At 70.4% G+C, this 22,251-nt stretch carries 27 protein-coding genes and 1 pseudogene (1 of these 28 only partly in view); 12 read left to right on the forward strand and 16 right to left on the reverse strand.

Annotated features, from left to right (window positions below; all coding sequences use genetic code 11):
* From D455_RS0102830 to D455_RS0102880, 11 genes are all read right to left on the reverse strand, one after another.
* On the reverse strand, positions 1–1,432 hold the 5' portion of the coding sequence (locus D455_RS0102830; RefSeq protein ID WP_017569254.1) for an NADH-quinone oxidoreductase subunit G. 1,007 nt of this gene lie to the left of the window's left edge; the window shows 1,432 of its 2,439 coding nt (coding positions 1–1,432); its start codon is at positions 1,430–1,432; its stop codon lies off the left edge, out of view.
* Positions 1,429–2,748, reverse strand: a complete 1,320-nt coding sequence (gene nuoF / locus D455_RS0102835) for an NADH-quinone oxidoreductase subunit NuoF (RefSeq protein WP_017569255.1) — start codon at positions 2,746–2,748, stop codon at positions 1,429–1,431. Before nuoF ends, D455_RS0102830 begins: the two co-directional genes overlap by 4 nt.
* Entirely contained in the window at positions 2,745–3,497 is a 753-nt protein-coding gene (gene nuoE / locus D455_RS0102840; RefSeq protein ID WP_017569256.1) for an NADH-quinone oxidoreductase subunit NuoE, read from the reverse strand. The genes nuoF and nuoE overlap by 4 nt, the downstream gene beginning before the upstream one ends.
* Positions 3,494–4,789, reverse strand: coding sequence for an NADH-quinone oxidoreductase subunit D (locus D455_RS0102845; RefSeq protein ID WP_017569257.1), 1,296 nt, complete (start codon positions 4,787–4,789; stop codon positions 3,494–3,496). The genes nuoE and D455_RS0102845 overlap by 4 nt, the downstream gene beginning before the upstream one ends.
* Before the next feature lie 49 nt (positions 4,790–4,838).
* On the reverse strand, positions 4,839–5,579 hold the full coding sequence (locus D455_RS0102850; protein WP_017569258.1) for an NADH-quinone oxidoreductase subunit C: 741 nt from the start codon (positions 5,577–5,579) through the stop codon (positions 4,839–4,841).
* A gap of 1 nt (position 5,580) precedes the next feature.
* A complete protein-coding gene (locus D455_RS0102855) occupies positions 5,581–6,126 on the reverse strand; it encodes a NuoB/complex I 20 kDa subunit family protein (protein WP_017569259.1) in 546 nt (181 codons plus the stop codon).
* Between the two features lie 145 nt (positions 6,127–6,271).
* On the reverse strand, positions 6,272–6,631 hold the full coding sequence (locus D455_RS0102860; RefSeq protein WP_026122257.1) for an NADH-quinone oxidoreductase subunit A: 360 nt from the start codon (positions 6,629–6,631) through the stop codon (positions 6,272–6,274).
* Positions 6,632–6,878: 247 nt separating this feature from the next.
* Positions 6,879–8,183, reverse strand: coding sequence for a geranylgeranyl reductase family protein (locus tag D455_RS0102865; protein ID WP_017569261.1), 1,305 nt, complete (start codon positions 8,181–8,183; stop codon positions 6,879–6,881).
* 544 nt (positions 8,184–8,727) lie between these two features.
* On the reverse strand, positions 8,728–9,438 hold the full coding sequence (locus D455_RS0102870) for a demethylmenaquinone methyltransferase (RefSeq protein ID WP_017569262.1): 711 nt from the start codon (positions 9,436–9,438) through the stop codon (positions 8,728–8,730).
* Between the two features lie 224 nt (positions 9,439–9,662).
* Positions 9,663–10,046 (reverse strand): hypothetical protein, encoded by a 384-nt coding sequence (locus D455_RS0102875; RefSeq protein ID WP_017569263.1) that lies wholly within the window; start codon positions 10,044–10,046, stop codon positions 9,663–9,665.
* A gap of 11 nt (positions 10,047–10,057) precedes the next feature.
* Positions 10,058–10,546 carry an ATP-binding protein gene (locus D455_RS0102880; RefSeq protein ID WP_017569264.1) on the reverse strand — a complete coding sequence of 163 codons (489 nt, stop codon included), beginning with the start codon at positions 10,544–10,546 and terminating at the stop codon, positions 10,058–10,060.
* Positions 10,547–10,765: 219 nt separating this feature from the next.
* On the opposite strand from D455_RS0102880, the gene D455_RS0102885 reads away from it, so the two are divergent.
* The 5 genes from D455_RS0102885 to D455_RS0102905 all read left to right on the forward strand — a co-directional run bounded on the left by D455_RS0102885 (position 10,766) and on the right by D455_RS0102905 (position 13,115).
* Positions 10,766–11,590, forward strand: a complete 825-nt coding sequence (locus D455_RS0102885) for a helix-turn-helix domain-containing protein (RefSeq protein WP_040684332.1) — start codon at positions 10,766–10,768, stop codon at positions 11,588–11,590.
* The gene (locus D455_RS0102890) at positions 11,577–11,762 is read left to right on the forward strand and encodes a DUF397 domain-containing protein (RefSeq protein WP_026122258.1); all 186 of its coding nucleotides are present in this window, start codon (positions 11,577–11,579) and stop codon (positions 11,760–11,762) included. Before D455_RS0102885 ends, D455_RS0102890 begins: the two co-directional genes overlap by 14 nt.
* Positions 11,763–11,782: 20 nt before the next feature.
* Positions 11,783–11,956 carry a DUF397 domain-containing protein gene (locus D455_RS32455; RefSeq protein WP_017569267.1) on the forward strand — a complete coding sequence of 58 codons (174 nt, stop codon included), beginning with the start codon at positions 11,783–11,785 and terminating at the stop codon, positions 11,954–11,956.
* 209 nt (positions 11,957–12,165) lie between these two features.
* On the forward strand, positions 12,166–12,648 hold the full coding sequence (locus tag D455_RS0102900; RefSeq protein WP_017569268.1) for a hypothetical protein: 483 nt from the start codon (positions 12,166–12,168) through the stop codon (positions 12,646–12,648).
* Positions 12,645–13,115: an ATP-binding protein gene (locus D455_RS0102905; RefSeq protein WP_017569269.1), complete on the forward strand. Its 471-nt coding sequence runs from the start codon at positions 12,645–12,647 to the stop codon at positions 13,113–13,115. The genes D455_RS0102900 and D455_RS0102905 overlap by 4 nt, the downstream gene beginning before the upstream one ends.
* A gap of 53 nt (positions 13,116–13,168) precedes the next feature.
* Here D455_RS0102905 and D455_RS0102910 read toward each other — a convergent pair whose 3' ends face one another.
* Both D455_RS0102910 and D455_RS29005 read right to left on the reverse strand, forming a co-directional pair.
* Positions 13,169–13,534, reverse strand: a complete 366-nt coding sequence (locus D455_RS0102910; RefSeq protein ID WP_026122259.1) for a DUF1330 domain-containing protein — start codon at positions 13,532–13,534, stop codon at positions 13,169–13,171.
* Between the two features lie 166 nt (positions 13,535–13,700).
* A pseudogene (locus tag D455_RS29005) lies at positions 13,701–14,454 on the reverse strand (helix-turn-helix domain-containing protein).
* A 237-nt stretch (positions 14,455–14,691) separates the two neighbouring features.
* Here D455_RS29005 and D455_RS0102920 point away from each other — a divergent pair.
* The gene (locus D455_RS0102920) at positions 14,692–15,363 is read left to right on the forward strand and encodes a DUF4097 family beta strand repeat-containing protein (RefSeq protein ID WP_017569272.1); all 672 of its coding nucleotides are present in this window, start codon (positions 14,692–14,694) and stop codon (positions 15,361–15,363) included.
* A gap of 372 nt (positions 15,364–15,735) precedes the next feature.
* Positions 15,736–17,016, forward strand: coding sequence for a hypothetical protein (locus tag D455_RS0102925; protein ID WP_017569273.1), 1,281 nt, complete (start codon positions 15,736–15,738; stop codon positions 17,014–17,016).
* Between the two features lie 28 nt (positions 17,017–17,044).
* Here D455_RS0102925 and D455_RS0102930 read toward each other — a convergent pair whose 3' ends face one another.
* Both D455_RS0102930 and D455_RS0102935 read right to left on the reverse strand, forming a co-directional pair.
* Positions 17,045–17,491: a hypothetical protein gene (locus D455_RS0102930; RefSeq protein ID WP_017569274.1), complete on the reverse strand. Its 447-nt coding sequence runs from the start codon at positions 17,489–17,491 to the stop codon at positions 17,045–17,047.
* On the reverse strand, positions 17,491–17,748 hold the full coding sequence (locus D455_RS0102935; RefSeq protein WP_017569275.1) for a hypothetical protein: 258 nt from the start codon (positions 17,746–17,748) through the stop codon (positions 17,491–17,493). Before D455_RS0102935 ends, D455_RS0102930 begins: the two co-directional genes overlap by 1 nt.
* Positions 17,749–17,898: 150 nt before the next feature.
* Between D455_RS0102935 and D455_RS0102940 the strand changes: the two genes are divergently transcribed.
* Complete coding sequence (locus D455_RS0102940) at positions 17,899–18,528, forward strand: winged helix-turn-helix domain-containing protein (protein WP_152486987.1); 630 nt, start codon at positions 17,899–17,901, stop codon at positions 18,526–18,528.
* Positions 18,525–19,793 carry an MFS transporter gene (locus D455_RS0102945; RefSeq protein WP_017569277.1) on the forward strand — a complete coding sequence of 423 codons (1,269 nt, stop codon included), beginning with the start codon at positions 18,525–18,527 and terminating at the stop codon, positions 19,791–19,793. Before D455_RS0102940 ends, D455_RS0102945 begins: the two co-directional genes overlap by 4 nt.
* Positions 19,794–19,830: 37 nt before the next feature.
* On the opposite strand, the gene D455_RS0102950 is transcribed toward D455_RS0102945, so the two are convergent.
* On the reverse strand, positions 19,831–20,220 hold the full coding sequence (locus tag D455_RS0102950; RefSeq protein ID WP_026122260.1) for a DUF4229 domain-containing protein: 390 nt from the start codon (positions 20,218–20,220) through the stop codon (positions 19,831–19,833).
* Between the two features lie 422 nt (positions 20,221–20,642).
* Between D455_RS0102950 and D455_RS0102955 the strand changes: the two genes are divergently transcribed.
* From D455_RS0102955 to D455_RS0102965, 3 genes are all read left to right on the forward strand, one after another.
* The gene (locus D455_RS0102955; RefSeq protein WP_026122261.1) at positions 20,643–20,843 is read left to right on the forward strand and encodes a BldC family transcriptional regulator; all 201 of its coding nucleotides are present in this window, start codon (positions 20,643–20,645) and stop codon (positions 20,841–20,843) included.
* A 158-nt stretch (positions 20,844–21,001) separates the two neighbouring features.
* Positions 21,002–21,358: a PLD nuclease N-terminal domain-containing protein gene (locus D455_RS0102960; protein WP_017569280.1), complete on the forward strand. Its 357-nt coding sequence runs from the start codon at positions 21,002–21,004 to the stop codon at positions 21,356–21,358.
* 281 nt (positions 21,359–21,639) lie between these two features.
* The coding region (locus tag D455_RS0102965) for a DUF4333 domain-containing protein (protein ID WP_017569281.1) at positions 21,640–22,251 on the forward strand (612 nt) is incomplete at its 3' end.

Genomic DNA, 22,251 nt, shown 5'->3' on the forward strand with positions numbered 1-22,251 from the left:
CGTTCAGGGCTCCGACGACCTCGGGGTCCTCGGAGTCCAGGGCGTTGAGGACGCGGGCCTCGTCGCCGGGGACGGACCTGATCAGCGTCCCCTTGGTCTTGGTCAGGCCCAGGCTGGCGTGCGAGCCGACGGAGTAGACCTTCAGGCCGCGCTTGCGCACGCCCTTGCGCAGCCGCAGGAAGACCAGGGGCGACTCGTCCTCGGGTTCGAACCCGGCCAGCAGGACCGAGGGCGCCTTCTCCAGGGCGGTGAAGTCCACGCCGACCGGGGTTCCGGCGACGTGGGCGGCCAGGAAGTCGGCCTCCTCCGTCGAGTGCGCGCGTGCCCGGGCGTCCACGTCGTTGGTGCCCAGGGCCACGCGGGCGAACTTGGCGTAGGCGTAGGCGTCCTCGTAGGTCAGGCGGCCTCCGGTGAGGACGCCGACCCGGCCGCGGGCGGCGGACAGCCCCCGCGCCGCGATGCTGACCGCCTCCGGCCAGGAGGCGAACTCCAGGGCGCGGGACTCCTCGTCGCGCACCAGCGGGCGGGACAGCCGGTCGGACTGGGTGGGGTAGCTGAACGCCCACCGGCCCTTGTCGCAGTTCCACTCCTCGTTGACCTGCGGGTCGTCCCCTGCCAGGCGGCGCATGACCTTGCCGCGCCGGTGGTCGGTGCGCTGGGCGCACCCGTCGGCGCAGTGTTCGCACACGCTGGGCGTGGACACCAGGTCGAAGGGGCGCGACCGGAACCGGTAGGCGGAGTTGGTGAGTGCGCCGACCGGGCAGATCTGCACGGTGTTGCCGGAGAAGTAGGACTGGAAGGGCTCGCCCTCGGCGATGCCGACCTGCTCTTGGGCGCCGCGCTCCATCAGTTCGATGAGCGGGTCGCCCGCGATCTGCGCGGCGAAGCGGGTGCAGCGGGCGCACTGCACGCAGCGTTCCCGGTCCAGCAGCACCTCGGTGGACAGCGCGATCGGTTTGGGGAAGGTCCGCTTGACGTCGACGAAGCGGCTCTCGCCCTGGCCGGTGGACATGGCCTGGTTCTGGAGGGGGCACTCGCCGCCCTTGTCGCAGACCGGGCAGTCCAGCGGGTGGTTGATGAGCAGGAACTCCATGATCCCGCGCTGGGCCTTCTCCGCCACCGGGGAGGTCAGGTGGGTGTTGACCACCATCCCCTCCATGACGGTGATGGTGCAGGAGGCCTGCGGCTTGGGCATGCCGCGCCCGTTGCCCATGTCGGGGATCTCGACCAGGCACTGGCGGCAGGCGCCGACCGGGTCCAGGAGCGGGTGGTCGCAGAACCTCGGGATCTGGATGCCGAGGAGTTCGGCCGCCCGGATCAGCAGGGTGCCCTTGGGCACCTGGATCTGGAAGCCGTCGATGGTGACGGTGATCAGGTCCTCGGGGGGCGGTGCCGGTGCCGCTCCGCCGGAGGAGTTGGAGGTGACGGTCACTGGTGTCCTCCCGTCTGGGTGGTCCGGTCGCCCCAGAGCGTGGCCCTGGAGTGGTCGAAGGGGCAGCCGCCCCGCTCCACGTGGTCGATGTACTCCTGCCGGAAGTACTTGATCGAGGAGGTGACCGGGCTGGTCGCGCCGTCGCCGAGGGCGCAGAAGGAGCGGCCGAGCAGGTTGTCGCAGATGTCCAGGAGCTTGTCGAGGTCGGCCTCGGTGCCCTGGCCGTTCTCCAGCCGGTCCAGGACCTGGACCATCCAGAAGTTGCCCTCGCGGCAGGGTGTGCACTTGCCGCAGGACTCGTGGGCGTAGAAGGCGATCCAGCGCCCGACGGCCCTCACCACGCAGGTGGTCTCGTCGAAGATCTGGAGGGCGCGGGTGCCGAGCATGGATCCGGCGGCGCCCACCGACTCGAAGTCGAGCGGGGTGTCCAGGTGCTCCTCGGTGAAGATCGGCGTGGAGGAGCCGCCGGGGGTCCAGAACTTGAGCTGGTGCCCGGGGCGGATCCCGCCCGCCATGTCGAGCAGTTCGCGCAGGGTGACGCCGAGAGGGGCCTCGTACTGTCCGGGGACGGCGACGTGCCCGGACAGGGAGAAGAAGCCGAATCCGGCGGACTTCTCGGTGCCCATGGACGTGAACCACTCGGTGCCGTTGGCCACGATGCTCGGCACGCTGGCGATGGACTCGACGTTGTTCACCACGGTCGGCGAGGCGTAGAGCCCGGCGACGGCGGGGAAGGGAGGCTTGAGCCGGGGCTGGCCGCGGTAGCCCTCCAGGGAGTCCAGCAGGGCGGTCTCCTCGCCGCAGATGTAGGCGCCCGCCCCGGCGTGGACGACGACGTCGAGGTCGAAGCCGGTGCCGAGGACGTCCTTGCCGAGCAGTCCGGCGTCGTAGGCCTCGGCGACGGCCCGGCGCAGGCGCCGGATGACGTGGACGACCTCGCCGCGCACGTAGATGAAGGCCTGGCTGGATCTGATCGCGTACGAGGCGATCGCCACGCCCTCCACCAGCGCGTGCGGGTTGGCGAGCATGAGCGGGATGTCCTTGCAGGTGCCCGGCTCGGACTCGTCGGCGTTGACGACGAGGTAGCGCGGGTTGGGGTTGTCCGCGGGCAGGAAGCCCCACTTCATCCCCGTGGGGAACCCGGCGCCGCCCCGGCCGCGCAGGCCGGACTGCTTGACCATGTCGACGATGGCGTCGGGTTCCATGGCCAGGGCCTTGCGCAGCGCGTCGTAGCCGCCGGTGGACCGGTAGCCCTCCAGGGTGAAGGAGTCCGGGCGGTCCCAGTTCTTCGACAGGATCGGGGTCAGGGTGGTCACTTGGCGTCCTCCTCACCCTGGTCGGAGGCCTTTGGGGGGAGGTTGTTCGGGTCGGGCGCCGTCCAGCCGCGTTCCCGGGCCAGCTTGAGTCCGGCCAGGGAGGGCTCGGCGGCCTGGACGCCCTCGCCCGCGCGGCCGTCGTCGAACCCGGCCAGTACCCGGGAGGCCTGCTTCCAGGTGCACAGGCTGGCGGGGCCGCGCGTGGGCGCGACGTCCCTGCCCAGGCGCAGGTCGTCCACGAGCCGCCTGGCCGTGTCGGGGGTCTGGTTGTCGAAGAACTCCCAGTTGACCATCACGACGGGCGCGAAGTCGCAGGCCGCGTTGCACTCGACGTGCTCCAGCGTGACCCTGCCGTCCTCGGTGGTCTCCCCGTTGCCGACCTCCAGGTGGTCCTTGAGGGTCTGGAAGATCTCGTCGCCGCCCATCACCGCGCACAGGGTGTTGGTGCACACGCCCACCTGGTAGTCGCCGCCGGGGCGGCGCCGGTACATGGTGTAGAACGTGGCGACCGCGTTGACCTCGGCGAGGGTCAGGTCGAGCTGGTCGGCGCAGAAGCGCATTCCGGCCTTGCTGACGTGCCCCTCCTCGGCCTGCACCAGGTGCAGCAGCGGCAGCAGCGCGGACCGCTGCCGGGGGTAGCGGCTGATGATCTCCTTGGCGTCCGGTTCCAGCCGGGCGACGACCTCGGCGGGCAGCGCCTCGCGCGGCTCCGTCGTCCCCGTGTTCTCGGTGGTCTCGTGCTCGCTCACCGGTCCACGCCTCCCATCACCGGGTCGATACTGGCCACGGCCGCGATGACGTCCGCCACCGTGCCGCCCTCGCACATGGCGGCGACGGCCTGGAGGTGGGTGAACGAGGGGTCGCGGAAGTGCACGCGGTGGGGACGGGTGCTCCCGTCGCTGACCGCGTAGCACCCCAGTTCGCCCTTGGCGCTCTCGACGGCGGCGTAGGCCTGGCCAGCGGGCACCCGGAAGCCCTCGGTGACCAGCTTGAAGTGGTGGATGAGCGCTTCCATGGAGCTGCTCATGATGTGCGCGATGTGGTCGGGCGAGTTGCCCAGACCGTCGGGGCCCAGCGCCAGTTTGGCGGGCCAGCCGATCTTGGCGTCCTGGATCATCACCGGGCCCGGTTCGAGCTTGTCCAGGCACTGCTCGACGATCTTGAGGCTCTCCTCCATCTCGGCCATGCGCACCCGGTAGCGGGCGTAGACGTCGCCGCCGTCGGAGACGGGGACGTCGAACTCGTAGTCCTCGTAGCCGCAGTAGGGCTTGGCCTTGCGCAGGTCCCAGGCCAGGCCGGAGGCCCGCAGCAGCGGTCCGGTGACGCCGAGCGCCATGCAGCCGGGCAGGTTGAGGTAGGCCACGTCCTTGGTGCGGGCGAGGTAGACGGGGTTCTCGTCCAGGAGCTTGCGCATGGTCTGGATGCGCTTGGGCATCTCCTTGAGCAGCTCCCGGACCTTGCCGACCGTGCCGGGCGGCAGGTCCTGGGCCACGCCGCCGGGGCGGACGTAGGCGTGGTTCATCCTCAGGCCGGTGACCAGCTCGAAGATGTCCAGGATCATCTCGCGCTCACGGAAGCCGTTGGTCATGACCGTGGTCGCGCCCAGCTCCATGCCGAAGGTCGCCATCGCCACGAAGTGCGAGGCCATCCGGTTGAGCTCCATCATCATCACGCGGATGACGTTGGCCCGCTCGGGGACGCGGTCGGTGATCCCGAGCAGCTTCTCGACCGCCAGACAGTACGCCGTCTCGTTGAACAGCGGCGTCAGGTAGTCCATGCGGGTGACGAACGTGGTGCCCTGCGTCCACGTCCGGTACTCCATGTTCTTCTCGATACCGGTGTGCAGGTAGCCGATACCGACGCGCGCCTCGGTGCAGGTCTCGCCGTCCAGGGTGAGGATGAGCCGGAGCACGCCGTGCGTGGACGGGTGCTGGGGCCCCATGTTGACGACGAGGCGCTCGGCGCTGGTGGCCTGCGCCTTCTCGATGACGTCGTCCCAGTCCCCGCCGGAGGCGTCGATGTAGTCCTCGGTGACGGTCATGCCGGGCCTCCCTTCGTGACGGAGTGCGTTGCGGTGGGGGTCCTGTGGGTCACTTGTAGGACCTCCGCTCGTCCGGCGGGGGCACGGTGGCCCCCCGGTACTCGACCGGGATGCCGCCCAGCGGGTAGTCCTTGCGCTGGGGGTGGCCGTGCCAGTCGTCGGGCATCTCGATGCGGGTCAGCGCGGGGTGGCCGTCGAAGACGATCCCGAAGAAGTCCCAGGCCTCGCGCTCGTGCCAGTCGTTGGTCGGGTAGACCGACACGATCGAGGGCACGTGCGGGTCGGCGTCGGGGCAGGTGGTCTCGACGCGGATCTCGCTGTTGTGGGTGAGGGAGCGGAAGTGGTAGACCGCGTGCAGCTCCCGGCCGGTGTCGTCCAGGAAGTGCACGCCCGCCACCCCGGTGCACAGCTCGTAGCGCAGGGCCGGGTCGTCGCGCAGCACGCGGGCGACCTGCGGGAGCGCTTCGCGGCGCACGTGGAAGGTGATCTCGCCGCGCGCGACCTCGACCCGCTCGACCGCTCCGGCGTCGTCGCCCAGGGCGGCCTCCAGGTCGTCGGCCACCCGGTCGAAGTCAGCGGTGCGCGGATCGTCGGGGTCGGTGAACGGGCGCTGGCTGTGTACGGGAGCGCTCCCCCGCACCTGGAGCCCGCCGTAGCCGGAGGTGTCCCCGGTGGTCGTGGCGCCGAACATCCCGGTGCGCCGGACGGGAGCGGCCAACCGCTCGCGGCCCAGCTTGTCGGGGAGGTTGGCGGCTTCCTCGTCGCGTTCGCGTTCGTTCTCGGTGCTCATGTCAGTCCCTGCTCACCAGCGGCAGCGAACGGCGGAGCATGCGCTCCTCGTTCTCGGTGATCTCCTGCTCCCGGTGGACGCCGAGCTTGGTGTTCTGCACCTTGTCGTGCAGCTTGAGCACGGCGTCCAGGAACATCTCCGGCCTCGGCGGGCAGCCGGGCAGGTACATGTCCACGGGAACGATGTGGTCCACGCCCTGGACGATCGCGTAGTTGTTGAACATGCCGCCGCTGGAGGCGCACACGCCCATCGCGATGACCCACTTGGGTTCGGGCATCTGGTCGTAGATCTGGCGCAGGACGGGGGCCATCTTCTGGCTCACGCGCCCGGCGACGACCATGAGGTCGGCCTGGCGCGGGGTGGCGCCGAACTTCTCCATGCCGAACCGGGCCAGGTCGTAGTGCGGTCCGCCCACGGACATCATCTCGATGGCGCAGCAGGCCAGGCCGAACGTGGCTGGCCACATGGAGCTCTTGCGGGCCAGGCCCACGACCTGCTCGACGGTGGTGAGCAGGACGCCGTTGGGCAGTTTCTCTTCGAGTCCCATCAGCTACGGACCTCCTCCGGGCTGGGCTGCGGGGTCGGGGCGTTCGGTGCCCTGTTCTGGCTCGGGCCGAAGCGGAGCGAAGGCCCGGGGAGAACACCGTTCGGGCTGGGGCCAAAGCGGAGCGGAGGCCCAGAGAGAACACTGTTCAGTCCCATTCGAGGCCTCCGCGTCGCCACTCGTAGGCGTAGGCGATGGAGACGTTCACCAGGAAGAGGACGATCGCGACCAGTCCGAACCAGCCCAGGGCGTCGAAGTGCACGGCCCAGGGGATGAGGAAGATGATCTCGATGTCGAAGACGATGAACATCATGGCCGTCATGTAGTACTTGACGGTGAAGCGGCCGCCGCCCGCGGGCTGCGGCGTGGGCTCGATGCCGCACTCGTAGGCCTGCATCTTGGCGCGGTTGTAGCGCTTGGGTCCCAGGAGCGCTCCGGCGACCATCGACACCACGACGAACGCGGCGCCGATCCCGCCGAGTACGAATATCGGTGTGTACAGCTCCACGGTCACCCTCCTCCTGGCTGGTCGGCACGCCCGCGCGGCGTGCCCGGAGCGCTTGTGATTGCTTTCACTTGTGCGGGCTCATCTCTGGCTCGTCCCGTTGCGCCGGGCTCGGCCGCCCGGCGGTGTCTGTGCTTTTCCTGGGCTCCGCGCCCTCACGGCGGACGCCCCGCCGTGTCCCTTCGTGGCCCGTTCCCCGGGGCCGTGGAGGGTGTCCCCTCGTCACCGGCCCCCGGGACGCCCGGTGACGTCAGGCCGCGGGGGCGATACGGGACAGGCCGTTGATGACCCGGTCCATCGCGTCTCCCTGCGTGGGTTCGGTGAGGTTGGCGAGCATCTTCAGCGCGAACTTCATGAGGGTGCGCTGGCGCAGGCCGTACCGGGTCGCGTACTTCATGAACTCGGGCTGGCCGATGACCTTCACGAAGTAGCGACCGAGCGTGTAGTAGCCGCCGTAGGTGTCGGCGAGCACGTCGGGGTAGCGCAGCAGCGCCCGCTCGCGGGTCTGCTGGGTGGGTCTGCCGTGCGCCTGCACGATGACGTCGGCGGCGATGTTCCCGGCCTCCATGGCGTAGGCGATGCCCTCGCCGTTGAAGGGGTTGACCATGCCGCCCGCGTCGCCGACGAGCATGAGGCCGCGGGAGTAGTGCGGCACGCGGTTGAAGCCCATGGGCAGCGCGGCGCCGCGGATGGCGCCCCGCTGGTTCTCCTCGGTGAAGCCCCACTCCTCGGGCATGGAGTCGGTCCAGCGGCGCAGGAGCTTGCGGTAGTCCACGTCCTGGAAGGAGGCGGTGGAGTTGAGGATGCCGAGTCCGACGTTGCTGGTGCCGTCGCCGACGCCGAAGACCCAGCCGTAGCCGGGCAGGAGCACGTCCTTGTCGCCGCTGCGGTCCCACAGCTCCAGCCAGGACTCCAGGTAGTCGTCCTCGTGGCGGGGGCTCTCGAAGTAGGTGCGCACGGCCACGCCCATGGGGCGGTCGTCGCGCTTGCGGATGCCCATGGCCACGGACAGCCGCGAGGAGTTGCCGTCTGCGGCCACGACCAGCGGCGCCCGGTAGGTGACGGGTTCGCGGTCGGCGTTCTTGGCGCGGACCCCGACGATGCGGTTGCTGCGCTCGTCCATGAGGGGGCCGGTGACGGTGGTGCGCTCCAGGAGCTTGGCCCCGGCGGACACCGCGCGGTTCGCCAGGATCTGGTCGAAGTCGTAGCGGGTGCGCACGAGGCCGTAACCCGGGTAGGCGGCCAGGTCGGGCCAGGGCAGTTCGAGGCGGACACCGGCGCCGACGATGCGCAGGCCGTGGTTCCTGATCCACCCCTCGTCCTCGAAGGTGATCCCCATCGCGGTGAGCTGCTTGACCGCTCGGGGCGTCAGTCCGTCGCCGCAGACCTTCTCCCTCGGGAAGGAGGTCTTCTCCAGGAGCAGGACGTCCAGTCCGGCCTGGGCGAGGTAGTAGGCGGTGGTGGAGCCGGACGGACCTGCGCCGACCACGATCACGTCGGCGTCGTACTCGGTCCGCTCCCGGCCTCGGGGAGAGGAGGTGGCTGTCTCACTCACGGGTGGTCCTCGACTGCTCGCGCGGATGCACCGTGGCGGGCCTGCCTGCGGGGGTCGACCCGCTCACGGGGGGAGTTATGGGTGCTGTGGGGAGTCCGTTATGTCCGTCATGGGCGTAATGTCCGTCATATAGGCCTGTGTCCTATACCTCCGAGTCTTGTGAAGCACTTCACAAGCCTCTTTTCGGCAGTCTAGACCCTCGCGGACACCGAGGCGAGCCCTCGGGGGTATACAGACCGCCCATCACCAAAGGGGACATAGCCCCACAGATGCCTCCACACACCCCGGATACCCCTCACGCTCCGTGAGACAGCCAGATCAGGAGGGTGAGCGGCGTATCACAGGCCCCACAGGCAACACAAAAAGCCCGAGGAGCGAAGGAGCTCCTCGGGCTCACGGAATCTTTACGTCCGATGTGCTTGCGGCCCTGTACGCAGGGCCTCGTGCGGAAGCGCGGCGTCGCGGGAGTGATCTTGCGCACTCACACCGGGACCGGGGGCGCCGGACCACCGGGGCGGGGTTCCGGCCCCTTCCGCTCGGGCCGCTACGCGTCCCGGAAACCGCGGTGCAGGGCGACGATCCCCACCGACAGGTTGCGCCAGGCGACGCGCGACCAGCCCGCGTCCTGGAGGCGCCGGGCCAGATCGGCCTGCCGGGGCCAGGCCATGATCGACTCCGACAGGTAGTCGTAGGACTCGCCGCTGCCGGACACCGCGCCCGCGACCTTGGGCAGGGCGCCCATCAGGTAGGTGGCGTAGAGCCTGTCGACGAACTCGACCGGGATGTGGCTGAACTCGCAGATGACCATCCGCCCGCCGACCTTGGTGACCCGGCGCAGTTCACGCAGCGCCTGGTCCACGTCGTTGACGTTGCGCAGGCCGAAGGAGATCGTGACCGCGTCGAAGGTCTCGTCGGCGAAGGGCAGGTGCAGGGCGTCGCCCGCCACGAAGGTCACCCCTCCCCTGGAGGCGCCGCCGCGCCGCCGCACGCCGGTGCGGAGCATGCCCAGGGAGAAGTCGCAGGCCACCACGCGGGCGCCCTTGCGGACGAAGGACTCCGATGAGGTGCCCGTACCCGCGGCCAGGTCCAGGACGAGCTCACCGCTGTAGGCGTCGACCGCGTTGACGACGGCCTTCCGCCAGACGCGGTCCTGGCCCAGCGAGATGACGTCGTTGACGAGGTCGTACCTGTCGGCGATGCCGTCGAACATCGCCGCGACGTCCTGGGGCTTCTTGTCGAGTTTGGCGCGGGTCATGGGCACAAGACTAAGGGCGCGCCCGAGCGCCCCGACCCCGCGCACCCGGGAGCGGCGGTTTCCCGCCGGGCGGGCTGACCCTCACGGGAGGACGCGGGGCGCGCACGAGGTCTCCGGGACCGCTGTGGACCGCCGGACGCCGCACGGGCGGTCCGGGCCGTTGGACGCCGCACGGACGTACACCGGTCGCGGTCCCCGTGCCCGACCCGCGCCGGGACCGCTGGTCAGCGCACGGTGGTTCCTCGGAGCCCGCGTACGGCCGTGCTCGCGGGGCGCGGCCGGGGAACCCTGGTCCCGCCGCCCCCGTCCGGGGACATCGGGCACGGGTGGCGCATGGGGTTGACCGAGGACCACGCGCACCCGGCGACCGGGCAGTTCCAGTAACCGCCCCCGGCCTCCGCCACCTCCCGTTCCACTCCGCGCAACAGCTCCAACAACCCCTCCGGGGACGCCGCGCCCTGCCACCGCACCGCCTCCGGTCCCAGGTAGAAGGCCACGTAGGCCCGCGTCGACGGGCTCCACATCACCGTCCACAGCCGCCCGCACCGCCGGTTGAGCACGCGCGCGGCCTCGTAGTGCTCCATGTCGTCGGAGTGGTTCCAGCCCATGGCGTCCGCCCTCACACCCGTGCGCGCGGCCGGTCCAGTTCGAACCACACCGTCGTGCGCGGCCCGTCGTGGACCGTGCCCCACCGGCTGGCCTCGGCGTCCACCAGGCGCAGACCCCGTCCGCCCTCCCGTTCCGGGTCGACCGGGCACAGGTGCGGCGAGGAGCCCCCCTCGCCACGCGGCCCCTGGTCGATGACCTTGACCTGCACCCGCCCGGGGAACCGGTGCACGGTGACGACGACCTCCCCGCCCGCTCCCCCGCTGCGCGAGTGCGTGATGGCGTTGGTGAACAGCTCGCTGGTCAGCACCAGGGCCGTGTCCCGAAGGGGGAGCGGCAGCACGGCGGCCAGGCGCCCGCGCAGCACACGGGCCTGTGCGGGCAGGCCCGCCACCCTCAGCGCGTGGCCCAGGTGGTGCCGCGACACCCGGCCGAGAACGATCGGCGCCCGCGCGTCGGAGTCGACGACCCGACGAGGAAGCGGTTCTGGTTCGTCCGCCACATGGCTTTTGTTTGGATTGATGCGAATCACTGGCCCCACACGAATCCCCTTTCCAAACAGCCACTTTTCTGGTGGCTCACCGCACCACCATGAACACGCGGCCTTCGGGCGCGCCAGGGATATCACCAAAGGGTCACACTTCGTCGTTCCCCGCGTTATCGCGTCGTGCCAACCCCTTGGATTGGTGGTGTCGGTGGTAACCCGGAAATGGGGGTCGTGATGGCTCGCAAGGTGGATCCCAAACACAAGCGCCTGGGCAGGAAGGTCAGCAGCGCGCGCGGCGCGGCGGGGATGACGCAGACACAGGTGTCGCAGGCGTTGCGGGTGATGCAGTCGACCGTCTCCTCCTGGGAGTGCGGCACACGCAGGCTGCCCGTCGAGCAGGCCGAGAGGCTGGACGAGCTGTTCGGCTCCGCCGGTGCGATACAGCAGGCCTGGAACACCGCGAACGCGCCTGACGCACTACCGCCCTGGTACACCGAGGTCGGCCAGCTGGAGCGCGAGGCGATCGAGCTGCGCGAGTACCAGCCGGTGATCTTCCCCGGCCTGGTGCAGTGCGAGGCCTACACCCGGGGGCTGCTCGCCGACAGCGGACCGTGGTTCTCCTCGGCGGAGATCGACCAGATGGTCTCCCTGCGGATGCGGCGCCAGAAGGTCCTGACCGACAAGCACCCGCCGCTGGTGTCGATGGTGGTGGAGGAGGCGGTACTCCGCCGCAACGTCCGGGGCGGGAGGAAGGTCCTGGAGGCACAGATCGCGCGGGTCCTGAAGCTGATCGACGAGGAGAGGATCCGCTTCCAGGTGGTTCCCTCAGGCGCCGAATGCCACCCGGGCGGCTCGGGCCCGTTCTGCCTCTACACGTTCCCCGACAAGCCCACCATCGCCTCCGCCGAGCACATGAAGGGCGAAGCGCTCATGGATGACATGATGCAGGTTCAGCACTGCGCGATGCTCTTCGGCGTTCTCCAGTCGGAGGCACTGCCGCCCCGTGCGAGTCGGGATCTGATCAGGAAGGTCAAGGAAGAACTCGATGGCGAAACGTGAACCCCACTGGCACAAGAGCAGCTACAGCGGCGCCGAAGGTCGTTGCGTCGAGGTGGCCGAGGGGCAGGCCGTCCTGGTGCGTGACACCCAGAACCGCGACCTCGGCCATATCAGCTACACCCCCGAAGCCTGGGCATCATTCCTGGGCGGGGTGGCTACTCACCACGCGTAGGCCACGGCAGAGGAGTCGCCATGAACGTCTGGCACACGAGCAGCTACAGCGGCGGATCGGGCAGCTGCGTGGAGGTGGCCGAAGGCGAAGCGGTCCTGGTACGTGACACCCAGAACCGCGACCTCGGCCACATCGACTACACCCCTGAAGCCTGGACCTCGTTCCTGAGCTGCACAACCCTCACAAACTCCTGAATTCAGACATAACAACGGCCGACCAGGCCACCTGGTCGGCCGTTTTTCCATTCCCCCCAAAATTACTCCCCAGTACCGACCCACCCCACCCCTCCACCCCCCTACTATCGATCCCAAACCCACAACTCCATCACAATGACCCCGCGACGGAAGTAACCGCCCGGGGTCGTGGCCAGCAACCAACCTCTTAAACACCAAGGATTGCCAGCGTGTCCAAGTTTACCGCTGCGCTTTTCAGCCGTGCCTTCGGCCCGCTGATCGCGCTCTTCTCCACTCCCCGCGGACGCCACTCCACCTTCGGCCGCCGTCGCCGCTCCACCCGCGTCCGCCGCTACGCACCCGCCCCGGCCCCGCTTCCGGCTCCCCGCCTGGCTCCGCCCAGCGAGGTCCTCCCGGCCGAGGACGTCGCCCTGGTGCGCCCCTACTACGCCGCGCACGAGCGCCTGCGGGCCTCCGAGGCCCGCGTTCCCGAACCCCGCGGCCCCGAATCCGACGAGGTCCGGCGCGAGTTCGCACGTGTGCAGGAACGCGCCGCCGCCCTCCTCCAGCGGTGGAAGGACGACCCGAACGGCGAACTGTCCGGCGAACCGGCGCCCCGCTTCAGTGTCGTGCGTCCCGCCAGGAACGAGTGGGGTGAACTCGCCTCCCTGACCCGCACCTGGATCGCGCAGCACCAGGGGGTCCCGGCATGAGCGTCTTCTGGGAGCATCGCGTCTACCCCGGCCAGCCGTCCCAGCTCGCCCGGGTCCGCGCCGACCTGGCCCACGACCTCGCTGGCTTCGACGGCGACCTGGTCGAGACCGTGCGGCTGTGCGTGAGCGAGCTGTTCGCGAACTGCTGCAAGTACACCGACTCCGGCCAGCCCGACGGCGAGGTCCTCCGCGCGCTGTCGATGCCCGATCCCGCCACCCTGCGCGTGGGTCTGAGCGACTGCGGCGGCGGAGGCGGCGTTCCCGCCGTCCCGCACCAGCGCACGGACGACGAGTGGGACTGGGCCGAGGGGCAGCGCGGCCTGCTCCTGGTCGAGAACCTGTCCAGTGCCTGGGGCCACTACCGCCTCGCGCCCTGGGCCGACCTGGGCACGCACGTGTGGGCCACGTTCCCGGTGGATGCCGCCATGGCGCCGCCCGGCCTGCGCCCCTTCGTGTTCACCCGTTGATCCCGCCCCGGGCGGGCGGCGCCCCCGTCCGCCCGTCCGGGTCACTGACCGCGTCAGGCGCCCCAGGGAGTGGTCGGCTGGAGCACGGCTTCGCTCAGCGCCTCGGAACGCAGATGGGTGATCCGCTGGTACTCGGGATCGGCGACCATGCGGCTGAACGCCTCCCGGCTGGGGTAGCGCACGACCAGCACCGCGTCCCAGGCCTGCCCTTCCTCGGCGACCAGGGGAGCGGCACCGTCACCGGCGTAGAGCAGTTCGGCCCCGTACCGCTTCAGGAACTTGCCCGCCCGCCGTGAGTACTCCTCGTACGAGGGTCGGCCGCCCGGCTTGAACCGCAACAGGTTGAGCATGACGACCGGGCCGCCCGGGTCCTCATCCATCAGTCGTGCGAGATCCGATCCCGAGGGGTCGACTGCCATCAGTGCCTCCTTGGCCATCATCCGCCGTATCGCGGGGTGGCAGCAGTCTAGGCACGCCTCACCGCTCTTGCATACCGTCCGGTTGGTATGTCTTGCGAACAACCCCGTGTGAGGGCCGCGAAGGCGCCCCTCCAGGGCCGTTCCCGTCGGCCGGGGGCCGGGACCGTCAGGACGACGTTCCTCCAGCAGGGTCCGGACCCGGCTCGGCGGTGCCGTCCGGGGTCGTCACGGGGTCCGTGTGCAGGACCTCGCGGGCCTGCTCCGCGGCGCGGGCGATGCTCTCCCCGACGAAGTCGATGAAGCGGGCGATGCCCTCCATGCGCCTGGCGGCCGGGGTGCCGGGACCCAGGACGAGGACGCCCTGGCGCGTGGTCCTCACGAGCTGGGCGTGGGCACGGGCGCTGGCGATCATCGACTGGTACCAGACCTCGTTGTCGACGACGTAGCGCTCGCGGCGTCCGTCGCGCTCCCTGCGGACGAGGCCCTGGCCCTCCAGGAACGCGACCGCCTTGGAGACGGACGCCGGGCTGACCCGTAGGCGCTGGACGAGTTCCGACGCGGTCAGGCTGCCCGAGTCGGTGGTGTAGAGCGACACCAGCACCCGGGCCGTCATCCTGGGCAGCCCCGACTGCACGAAGACGGCGGCGAGCTCCTCCTCGTACTCGCGCACCGCCTCGGCGTCGCGCCCGTCGGCCCGCCGGGACACCTGTCGCCCCTGGGGCGCGGCCCGCCTGCGGCGGCGGGNCGCGGTGGGCGGTGTCGGCGCGGTAGGCGGTGGGGCCGCCGTTGCGCATCACCTCGCGCGTGATCGTCGAGGTGGGGCGGTCCAGACGTCTGGCGATCTCCGCGTAGGCCAGGTCCTCGGCCAGCCCCGAAGCGATCCGCTGGCGTTCGTGCTGGGTGAGCCTGCCTCCCGGCATCGCGGCCTCCTTCGTGGTGCGTGGTGTGGCCAGCATAGCGTTCGAATCCCATTCATTGCAACGCACTGCATTGGTTCATTGCGTTAGATTCACAGCCACAGCAACGATATCAAGGCTTCTACCTGGCAATACTTCCCTCGCGCGCAACGAATACATTGCCACACCCGTGAAGACAACGTAGCGTTTCCATAATCAGAAACAGCGACCCGCAAGGGCGCGACACAGAAGGAGCACACCATGCACACGTTCGCCACCCCCGCCCCGGTCTCCGCCGTCCTGGACGTCCCCGCCGGGCGCGTCCGGTTCATCGCCGCCGACCGGAACGACACCACGGTCGAGGTCCTGCCCGCCGACGCCTCCAGGAGCCGCGACGTCAGGGCCGCCGAGCGGGTCACCGTCGACCACGCCGACGGCGTCCTGCGGATCGAGACCCCCGAGCCCGGGAACCAGCTCTTCGGCCCCTCCGGAGCCGTCGAGGTCACCGTCCAGCTGCCCGCCGGTTCCCGCGTCGAGGCCAAGGCCGCCAGCGCCGAACTGCGGGGCGTGGGACGGCTCGGCGACGTCACCTTCGAGGGCGCCCAGGGCCCGGTCAAGCTCGACGAGGCCGCCAGCGCCCGCATCACCCTCCTGGACGGCGACGTCTCGATCGGCCGCCTGGGCGGCTCCACCCGGATCAGCGTCCAGAAGGGTGACATCACCATCACCGAAGCCGTGGACGGCCAGGTCGAGCTGCGCACCGAGTCCGGCCGGATCTCGATCGACACCGCCCCTGGGGTCTCCGCCTCCCTGGACTCCCACACCTCCTACGGCCGGGTCCACAACGCGCTCAACAACACCGAGGGCGCCGACGCGGGCCTGAGGATCCGCGCGACCACCTCCTACGGCGACATCACCGCCCGCGGCCTCTAGCCGGTGGCGGACCCCCCGTCCGCGCGGTCGCACGGACGGCACCGCCGCCACCGGGCGGCGTCCCGGGCCGCGCCCAGCTCAGCAGGCCGGGCGCGGCCCGTCCACGTGCGCGGCCGCGCGGACCGCGGCCCCAGGTCCCGGCCCCGGGCGCCCGACGCGCCCCCGGACCGTTCCGTGCGCCGACACCGGCCCGGCTCACCTCCTTCTCCACCCTCCTCGGTCCCTCCCACGCGGATCCGGGTACGGCCACGCCACGGACAGCTACTCTCTGTGATTTATGGGCGACTCTTTGCGAGAATGCGGTCACCCCTCCGACCTGGTGCACCCCGCCGACCCGCACGCACGATCGCACGACCGAGAGAAGGATCCTCCGTGAAACCCAACCGCCCGTTCCTCGCCCTGACGATGGGCAGCGTCCTCCTGATCCCGACGGCGGCGTACGCGGCGCCCGCCGCCCCGGCCGTCCCCGCCCCGGCGGACCACTCCCGCGTGGTCAGCGACGACCCCGTGCGGTGGACGCCCCACGTCCTGGACGGAAGGGTCAAGGACATCCTGCTCATCGGAGACACCGTCCTCGTCTCCGGAAGCTTCACCCAGGTGTCCGAGGCCGAGGGGGGACGCGTGTACGACATGCCCCACCTGTTCGCCTTCGAGCACGGCACCGGGCGGATCCTCCACGACTTCGAACCCGACGTGGACGGCACCGTCACCTCGATGGCCCCCGGGGCCGACGGGACCGTACTCATCGGCGGCTACTTCCGCTCGGTCGACGGCAGGCCCTCACGCGGGCTGGCCCGGTTGTCCCTCCGGGACGGCGAGGCGGTGCCGGGGTTCCGCGCCACCATCGACGGGGGCAACGTCCACCGCATCGCCAGCGACGGCACCCATCTGTACGTGGGCGGCAGCTTCCCCGGCGTGAACGGCGTGGAGCAGCACTCGCTGGCCCGGCTCGACGCCCGGACCGGCACGGTGGACACCAGGTTCGCGCCGGAGGTGTCCGAGGCGCGCCAGGGCGTCCTGAAGGTCCAGGACCTGGCGCTGAGCCCGAACGGGGAGCGGCTGGCCGTCAACGGGTCGTTCACCAAGGTGGACGGTGAGGACCGCTACCAGATCGCCATGATCGACACCGTGAGCGGCTCGCTCACCCCGTGGGCCACCTCGGCCTACGAGAAGCCCTGCGACTACCCGGGGCTGTACACCTACATGCGGCAGATGGACTTCTCCCCTGACGGCTCGTTCTTCGCCGTGGTGACCGCGGGCGGCCCGGAGGTCAAACCGGGCCTGTGCAAGTCCGTGGCGCGCTTCGAGACCGACGACGACTCCGACGCGGAGCCCACCTGGAGCAACAAGACCGGTGGCGACTCGCTGTACTCGGTGGAGATCACCTCGGCGGCGGTGTACGTGGGCGGACACCAGCGCTGGATGAACAACGCCAAGGGCGCGGTCAACCCCGGCCCCGGTTCGGTGGCGCGCGAGGGCATCGCGGCCGTGGACCCCGAGAGCGGCGAGACGCTGCCGTGGAACCCCGGCCGTACGCGCGGGCACGGCGCGGAGGCACTGGAGGCCACCCCCGACGGGTTGTACGTGGGCAGCGACACCGAGCGCCTCGCCGACGAGTACCACGCGCGGTTGGGGATGTTCCCGATCGCCTGAGTCCCCAGGGAGGACCGGGGACCGCGGGTCAGGAGGCGGGGGTGCGCCTGCGGCGTCCCCGGCGCCCGTCGGGCACCGGCGTGTCCACACCCTTGAGCAGTTGGTGGACGCGCTGGTGCGAGAGGTCGACGACGTCGGCCATGGCCCGCTGGGTGACGCCCGTGCGCCGCATGGTCTCCAACACCCGGGCGCGGGTCTGGTCACGCCTGCTCTGGAGCCTCCGGAACTCCTCCTCCGCCACGAGGTACTCGAGGACGTCCTCGGTCACGTCCTCGCCATCGAACTCGTAACGCCAGGTGATCGTGAAGTCCTCGGGATCGGTGTCCGTGAGATCCGCGATGGCCTCGGGGACCTCGTCCTTGATCTCGGAGAAGTGCACGTAGTCGACGGTTCCGACGACGTGTTCGGGCAGCCCCGAGATCCGTACGACCCAGAGGTCCTCGTCGCGGGTGACGGTAGCCGTGTAGTCAGGCATCACTTCTCCATCCATTTCTCACCGAACAGGTGCCGCAAGCCGTCCTCCACGTCCCGCAGAAGACCTCGGGACAGCTCCTTGGAATGTTGCGTGACCATGAAACGGCCCACCTGGGCCCCGCGTTCGTCCAAGAGGACATAGGTCTGGTGGGATCCTTTCCCCCGCCCTTTGAGTTCCTCGACGCTCAGGCCGTTCTTACGCGCCATTCGGCGCACCAGGGCGAGCAGGACCCGCGCCTTCATCCGCTTGTTGACCATGAGTCTAAAGCTAGAGGGATTGCTACTCAAGCGCCCAGGAAACTAGATATATGGACGTCGGCCTCCCGGTTTGCGGATCACCGGAACTCGCCCAAAACTTCTTGCCCAAGACCCCTTGGCCAAGGAGTCTTGGGCGTCTACCGTGACGGCATGAGCGAACGAACCCCCCGCGATGACGGGTCCCCCGACCCCTTCGCCGAGGCCACGACCCTCGACGCCCGCTCCCTGCGCGGGCTGGCCCACCCCCTGCGCATCCGCATCCTCAACCTCCTCCAGGACCGGGGCCCCGCCACCGGCAAGACCGTGTCCCGGTGGCTGGACGTCTCCTCCGCCTCGGCCAGTTACCACCTGCGGCAGCTGGAGACCCACGGGTTCATCGAGGAGGACCCGGACCTGGGCACCTCCCGGGAGCGCTGGTGGCGCACCCGGTACGAGGGCTACCGCTTCCCCGAGCACCTGGACGCCGAGGAGCCCGAGCTGAGCACCGCCGTGCGCATGGCCCTGGCCGCCAACTGGAACGAGACGCTGGCCGCGGCCGTCAACATGTGGGCGGCCCAGCCCGACGGGTGGCGCGAGGCGCAGGTCATGTCCGGTCGGGGGACCGAGCTGACCCTGGACGAGTTCACCGCCTTCCGTGAGGAGGTCCGCGCGCTCTTCGACCGCTACGCGCGCAGGACCGGAGCTCCCGGCAGCCGCATGGTGCGCATCCAGTTCGCCGCCTTCCCCGACCCCGAGGACCGGAGCGGGGACGAGGGAACCGACGGCGGGGCGGGGGCGTGAGGGGCGTCGCGGGGCTGGTCGCCGCCGAGGCCCTCTGCTACCTCGCCACCCGGATGGCGATGATCGCCATCCCCTGGTTCGTGTTGGAGACCACCGGAAGTCCGGCGTCCATGGGGCTGGTGGCCTCCTTCGAGATCGGCTCCTACACCCTGGCCCGGCTGTTCGGCGGTCCGCTGCTCGACCGGGTGGGCCAGCGCACGGTGAGCGTGCGCGCCGACCTCGTCGCCGCCGCCGCGGTGGTCTGCGTGCCACTGCTGCACACGGCCGGGCTGCTGACGTTTCCCGTCCTCCTGGCGCTGGTGACCGTGATCGGCCTGGCCACCGGCCCCGCCGAGGCCGCCAAGGTCTCCATGGCCCCGGCCGTCGCCGAGCGCACGGGAACGCCCGTCGAACGGGTCACCGGACTCACCGGCACCGTGAACCAGCTGTCGATGAACGTCGGCCCGGTCGCGGCGGGCGGGGTCACCGCCCTGCTCGGTGTGCTCCCCGCGCTGTACGTGAACGCCGGACTGTTGGCCGCGGCGGCGGTGACACTGGCCGCCACCCAGCCCCGGGACCGTCGCGATCCGAGGGAGGATCCCGAGGCCGACGCGGGTTACCTGGCACGGCTGTACACCGGGTGGAGGGCCGTCTGGAGCGACACCACGCTGCGCGTCCTGGTGGTCATGCTCGCGGTGACCAACATGATCGACATGTCCGTGACGTCGGTGCTGCTGCCCGTGTGGGTGGAGGCGAACGGCATGGGCCCGGCGGTCGTCGGGCTGATCGGCGGCGTGCTCGGCGCGACCGCCGTGACCGGTTCGCTGNCGGTGATCGGGCACCGGCTGCCCCGGCGGGCGGTGTTCTTCGCCGCCCTGGTGGTCGCCGGACCGCCCCGCCTGTTGGTACTGGCGATGGACGTGCCGCTGTGGACGGTCCTCGTGGTGTGGGGGGTGTCCGGGCTCGGCAGCGGACTGCTCAACCCGGTCCTGAGCGCGGTCCTGTTCGAACGCCTGCCCCACCACGCCGTGGGACGGGGCACCGCGATGATCGGCGCGCTGGCGCGCATGGCGGCCCCGGTCGGCGCTCCCGTCGCGGGTGTGGCGGCCGGTCTGGCCGGTGTGGCACCCGTGTTCGTGGTGGGCGCGGCGATCTACCTGGTCGTGAGCCTGGCACCGGTCCTGGGGCGCGCGGCCGAGGGGCTGGACTCACGCGGGTCGGGACCGGAGCGAGCTCCGGGGAAGGCGGACACGGCTTCCGGGGAGGCGGACGCGGCCCCCGGGTGAGGCGGTCGGGGGCGCGTCGAACGCTTCGGACGCGCGGTCAGGACTTCCGTGCCGTGCTCGGCGCGCTCCCGTCCCTCCCGGTGTCGGCCTTCTCCCCGTCCGCGCCACCCGGCTCGTCGGTACCGTCCGCGTCCTGACCGGCCGCGGCCCCCTCCGCGCCCTCGGCCTCCTGGAGGTGGTCCTCACGCGCGGAGGCGGCGTTCAGGCGCTCGGACACGCTCGCTCCCCGCCTGCTCTCGATCCTCTCGACGGCCTTGGTGGAGATCCTGTCCCGCATCCCGGACAGCAGAACGTAGGAAGCCAGCCCGCTGACCAGCCAGGCCAGGATGAGCGCGACCCACGAACGGGCGCCGAAAAGGTAGACCACTCCGAAGGCCGCCGCGAACAGTCCCAGGCGGGCGGCGGTATAGGTCAGCAAGCTACGCATCCAAAAGCCTCACAACAGACGTTTACCTGGACTAGATTGGTCGCTGCGCCCATCGGCGGCACGGGACGACCACTCCACACGTGTGTCCGGACGCTCCCGCGCCTCGAACAGGGCTGGGCGGACAGCGCCCCGAAGTCCTTATCTCCAGGTTAAGGGCGTGCCCGGCACCGCGGGCATCGGGGCGGTGTGTCGTCCGTGGCACAGGCGTCCGGGACACACACGGGTCGGATTCACCGCGTCATGGGATCTTTCCAATCCCGACAGGAGGGCCCGAACATCACGTTCCGGTCACATATCCGGTACTCCTCCCCCCAACAACGCAATTTCTCCGAAAACTAGGGAGGAAACGGACCAACTCGTGCACACTAGGGGATCAAACGCCCGCCGCCCCCCGACTCCGAGGCGGGCACGATTGGGGGAATGTGAAGGTGGAACGAGCAAGCGAACGCCTGTTGACCCCCGGGGAAGTGGCCTCACTCTTCCGGGTTGATCCCAAGACCGTCACGCGCTGGGCCGCCTCCGGGCGGATCAGCAGCATCCGCACTCCGGGCGGCCACCGCCGTTTCCGCGAGTCCGAGGTGCGCGCCCTCCTGCTCGGCGAACCGAGCGAGAGCGCGCCCTGAGGACGGGTGCCCCGAGAGAGCACGTCCGGTGGGTGAGGAGTACTCCCCGGAGGCCCACCGGCCGCCCACGCGGCGGCTCTGGCGCCCCCTGGTCAGCACGCCCTTCCGGGCCGGTGTCCCGACCGTGAGGAGTCGACTGCAAGAGTTAGGCTGGAACCATGGTGTGGCTTACTAGCCTGTTCGGGGTCGCGTCGTTGGTCCTCTGGGTGTACGCGTTCTTCGACGCGCTCACCAGTCCCGCCCAGGAGGTGCGCAACCTGCCGAAGATCCTCTGGGTGGTCGTCATCGCGCTGTTCATGCCCGTCGGCGCGATCCTGTGGATGTTCCTCGGCCGCCCGCGCCAGGCGGCCGTACTCGGAGGGGACGCGCCCTCTCCGTCTCAGACCTCGACCTCGGCCGACGACCTTGACCCGTCCGACTTCGCCAGGCCCTCGGACAGCCCGCACCCGCTCGGGCCCGATGACGATCCCGAGTTCCTGCGACGACTCGACCGGCGTATCGACCCGGACGACTGAACCGGGACACGACGCGACGACGGTGGGGGCCGCGCCCGACGGGGACGCGGCCCCCACCGCGTGCACGGTGCCATGCCCGCACGCCGCCCGGCGACGTCGCGGACGCGGCGTGGGGAGACCCCCTGCCGCGCCCGCCGCTCGGCTGGTTCCTCGGTGGGCTCCGGGCGCACGGACCGGACATCGAGAACACGGCCCCGTATCGGAACACCCGGTTCCAGAACCAGCTCGCCGCGTTCCGCATCCGTACTCACGGCACACCACCGAAAAACGAGGAGGTCGCGATGCGGCAGGCCGGACGTCGTCGAGTCATCACCGGAGCGGCACTGGGCGCACTGCCCCTGTTGCTGTCCACCGGTTGTTCGTTCGAGTTCAGCCTCGGCGGCCCCGCCGCCGTCGACGCCGAACAGGTCGCCCAACGGTCGAGCGAGATGGTCGCCGAGCAGGTGGGCCGGAACCCCGACGCCTTCACCTGTCCCGAGGACCTCCCCGCCGAGGTGGACGCCGAGATCCGCTGCGAACTCACCGACGGCGACCAGACCTACGGCGTGACCGTCACGACGACCTCGGTCGACGGGAACGACGTCCGGTGGGACGTCCAGGTCGACGATGCCCCGGCCGGGGGGAGCGCCGCTGACGACGCCTCGGCCGGAGACGACACCTCCACGGGCGGGGGCGCCGGTGGGGACGACAGCACCGCCGCGGCGAGCAACGGAGCCGTGCCCGCCGACCAGGTCGCCCAGCAGTCGGCCGCACAGCTGGAGGCGACGGTCGGCCAGGCCCTGGATGACTTCTCCTGCGCCCAGGACCTCCCCGCCGAGGTGGGCGCCGAGATCCGCTGCAACCTGGTCGACGGCGGCATGAACTACGGCGTGACCGTCACGACGACCTCGGTC

This window comes from Nocardiopsis halotolerans DSM 44410, from assembly GCF_000341065.1.
GTDB lineage: Bacteria > Actinomycetota > Actinomycetes > Streptosporangiales > Streptosporangiaceae > Nocardiopsis > Nocardiopsis halotolerans.

Coding starts and splice junctions, on each gene's coding strand:
- D455_RS0102845 (WP_017569257.1), bottom strand. CDS start 4,789: ATGACCGTCACCGAGGACTACATCGACGCCTCCGGCGGGGACTGGGAC.
- D455_RS0102850 (WP_017569258.1), bottom strand. CDS start 5,579: ATGAGCACCGAGAACGAACGCGAACGCGACGAGGAAGCCGCCAACCTC.
- D455_RS0102855 (WP_017569259.1), bottom strand. CDS start 6,126: ATGGGACTCGAAGAGAAACTGCCCAACGGCGTCCTGCTCACCACCGTC.
- D455_RS0102870 (WP_017569262.1), bottom strand. CDS start 9,438: ATGACCCGCGCCAAACTCGACAAGAAGCCCCAGGACGTCGCGGCGATG.
- D455_RS0102875 (WP_017569263.1), bottom strand. CDS start 10,046: ATGGGCTGGAACCACTCCGACGACATGGAGCACTACGAGGCCGCGCGC.
- D455_RS0102885 (WP_040684332.1), top strand. CDS start 10,766: ATGGCTCGCAAGGTGGATCCCAAACACAAGCGCCTGGGCAGGAAGGTC.
- D455_RS0102890 (WP_026122258.1), top strand. CDS start 11,577: ATGGCGAAACGTGAACCCCACTGGCACAAGAGCAGCTACAGCGGCGCC.
- D455_RS32455 (WP_017569267.1), top strand. CDS start 11,783: ATGAACGTCTGGCACACGAGCAGCTACAGCGGCGGATCGGGCAGCTGC.
- D455_RS0102905 (WP_017569269.1), top strand. CDS start 12,645: ATGAGCGTCTTCTGGGAGCATCGCGTCTACCCCGGCCAGCCGTCCCAG.
- D455_RS0102910 (WP_026122259.1), bottom strand. CDS start 13,534: ATGGCAGTCGACCCCTCGGGATCGGATCTCGCACGACTGATGGATGAG.
- D455_RS0102920 (WP_017569272.1), top strand. CDS start 14,692: ATGCACACGTTCGCCACCCCCGCCCCGGTCTCCGCCGTCCTGGACGTC.
- D455_RS0102930 (WP_017569274.1), bottom strand. CDS start 17,491: ATGCCTGACTACACGGCTACCGTCACCCGCGACGAGGACCTCTGGGTC.
- D455_RS0102935 (WP_017569275.1), bottom strand. CDS start 17,748: ATGGTCAACAAGCGGATGAAGGCGCGGGTCCTGCTCGCCCTGGTGCGC.
- D455_RS0102940 (WP_152486987.1), top strand. CDS start 17,899: ATGAGCGAACGAACCCCCCGCGATGACGGGTCCCCCGACCCCTTCGCC.
- D455_RS0102950 (WP_026122260.1), bottom strand. CDS start 20,220: ATGCGTAGCTTGCTGACCTATACCGCCGCCCGCCTGGGACTGTTCGCG.
- D455_RS0102960 (WP_017569280.1), top strand. CDS start 21,002: ATGGTGTGGCTTACTAGCCTGTTCGGGGTCGCGTCGTTGGTCCTCTGG.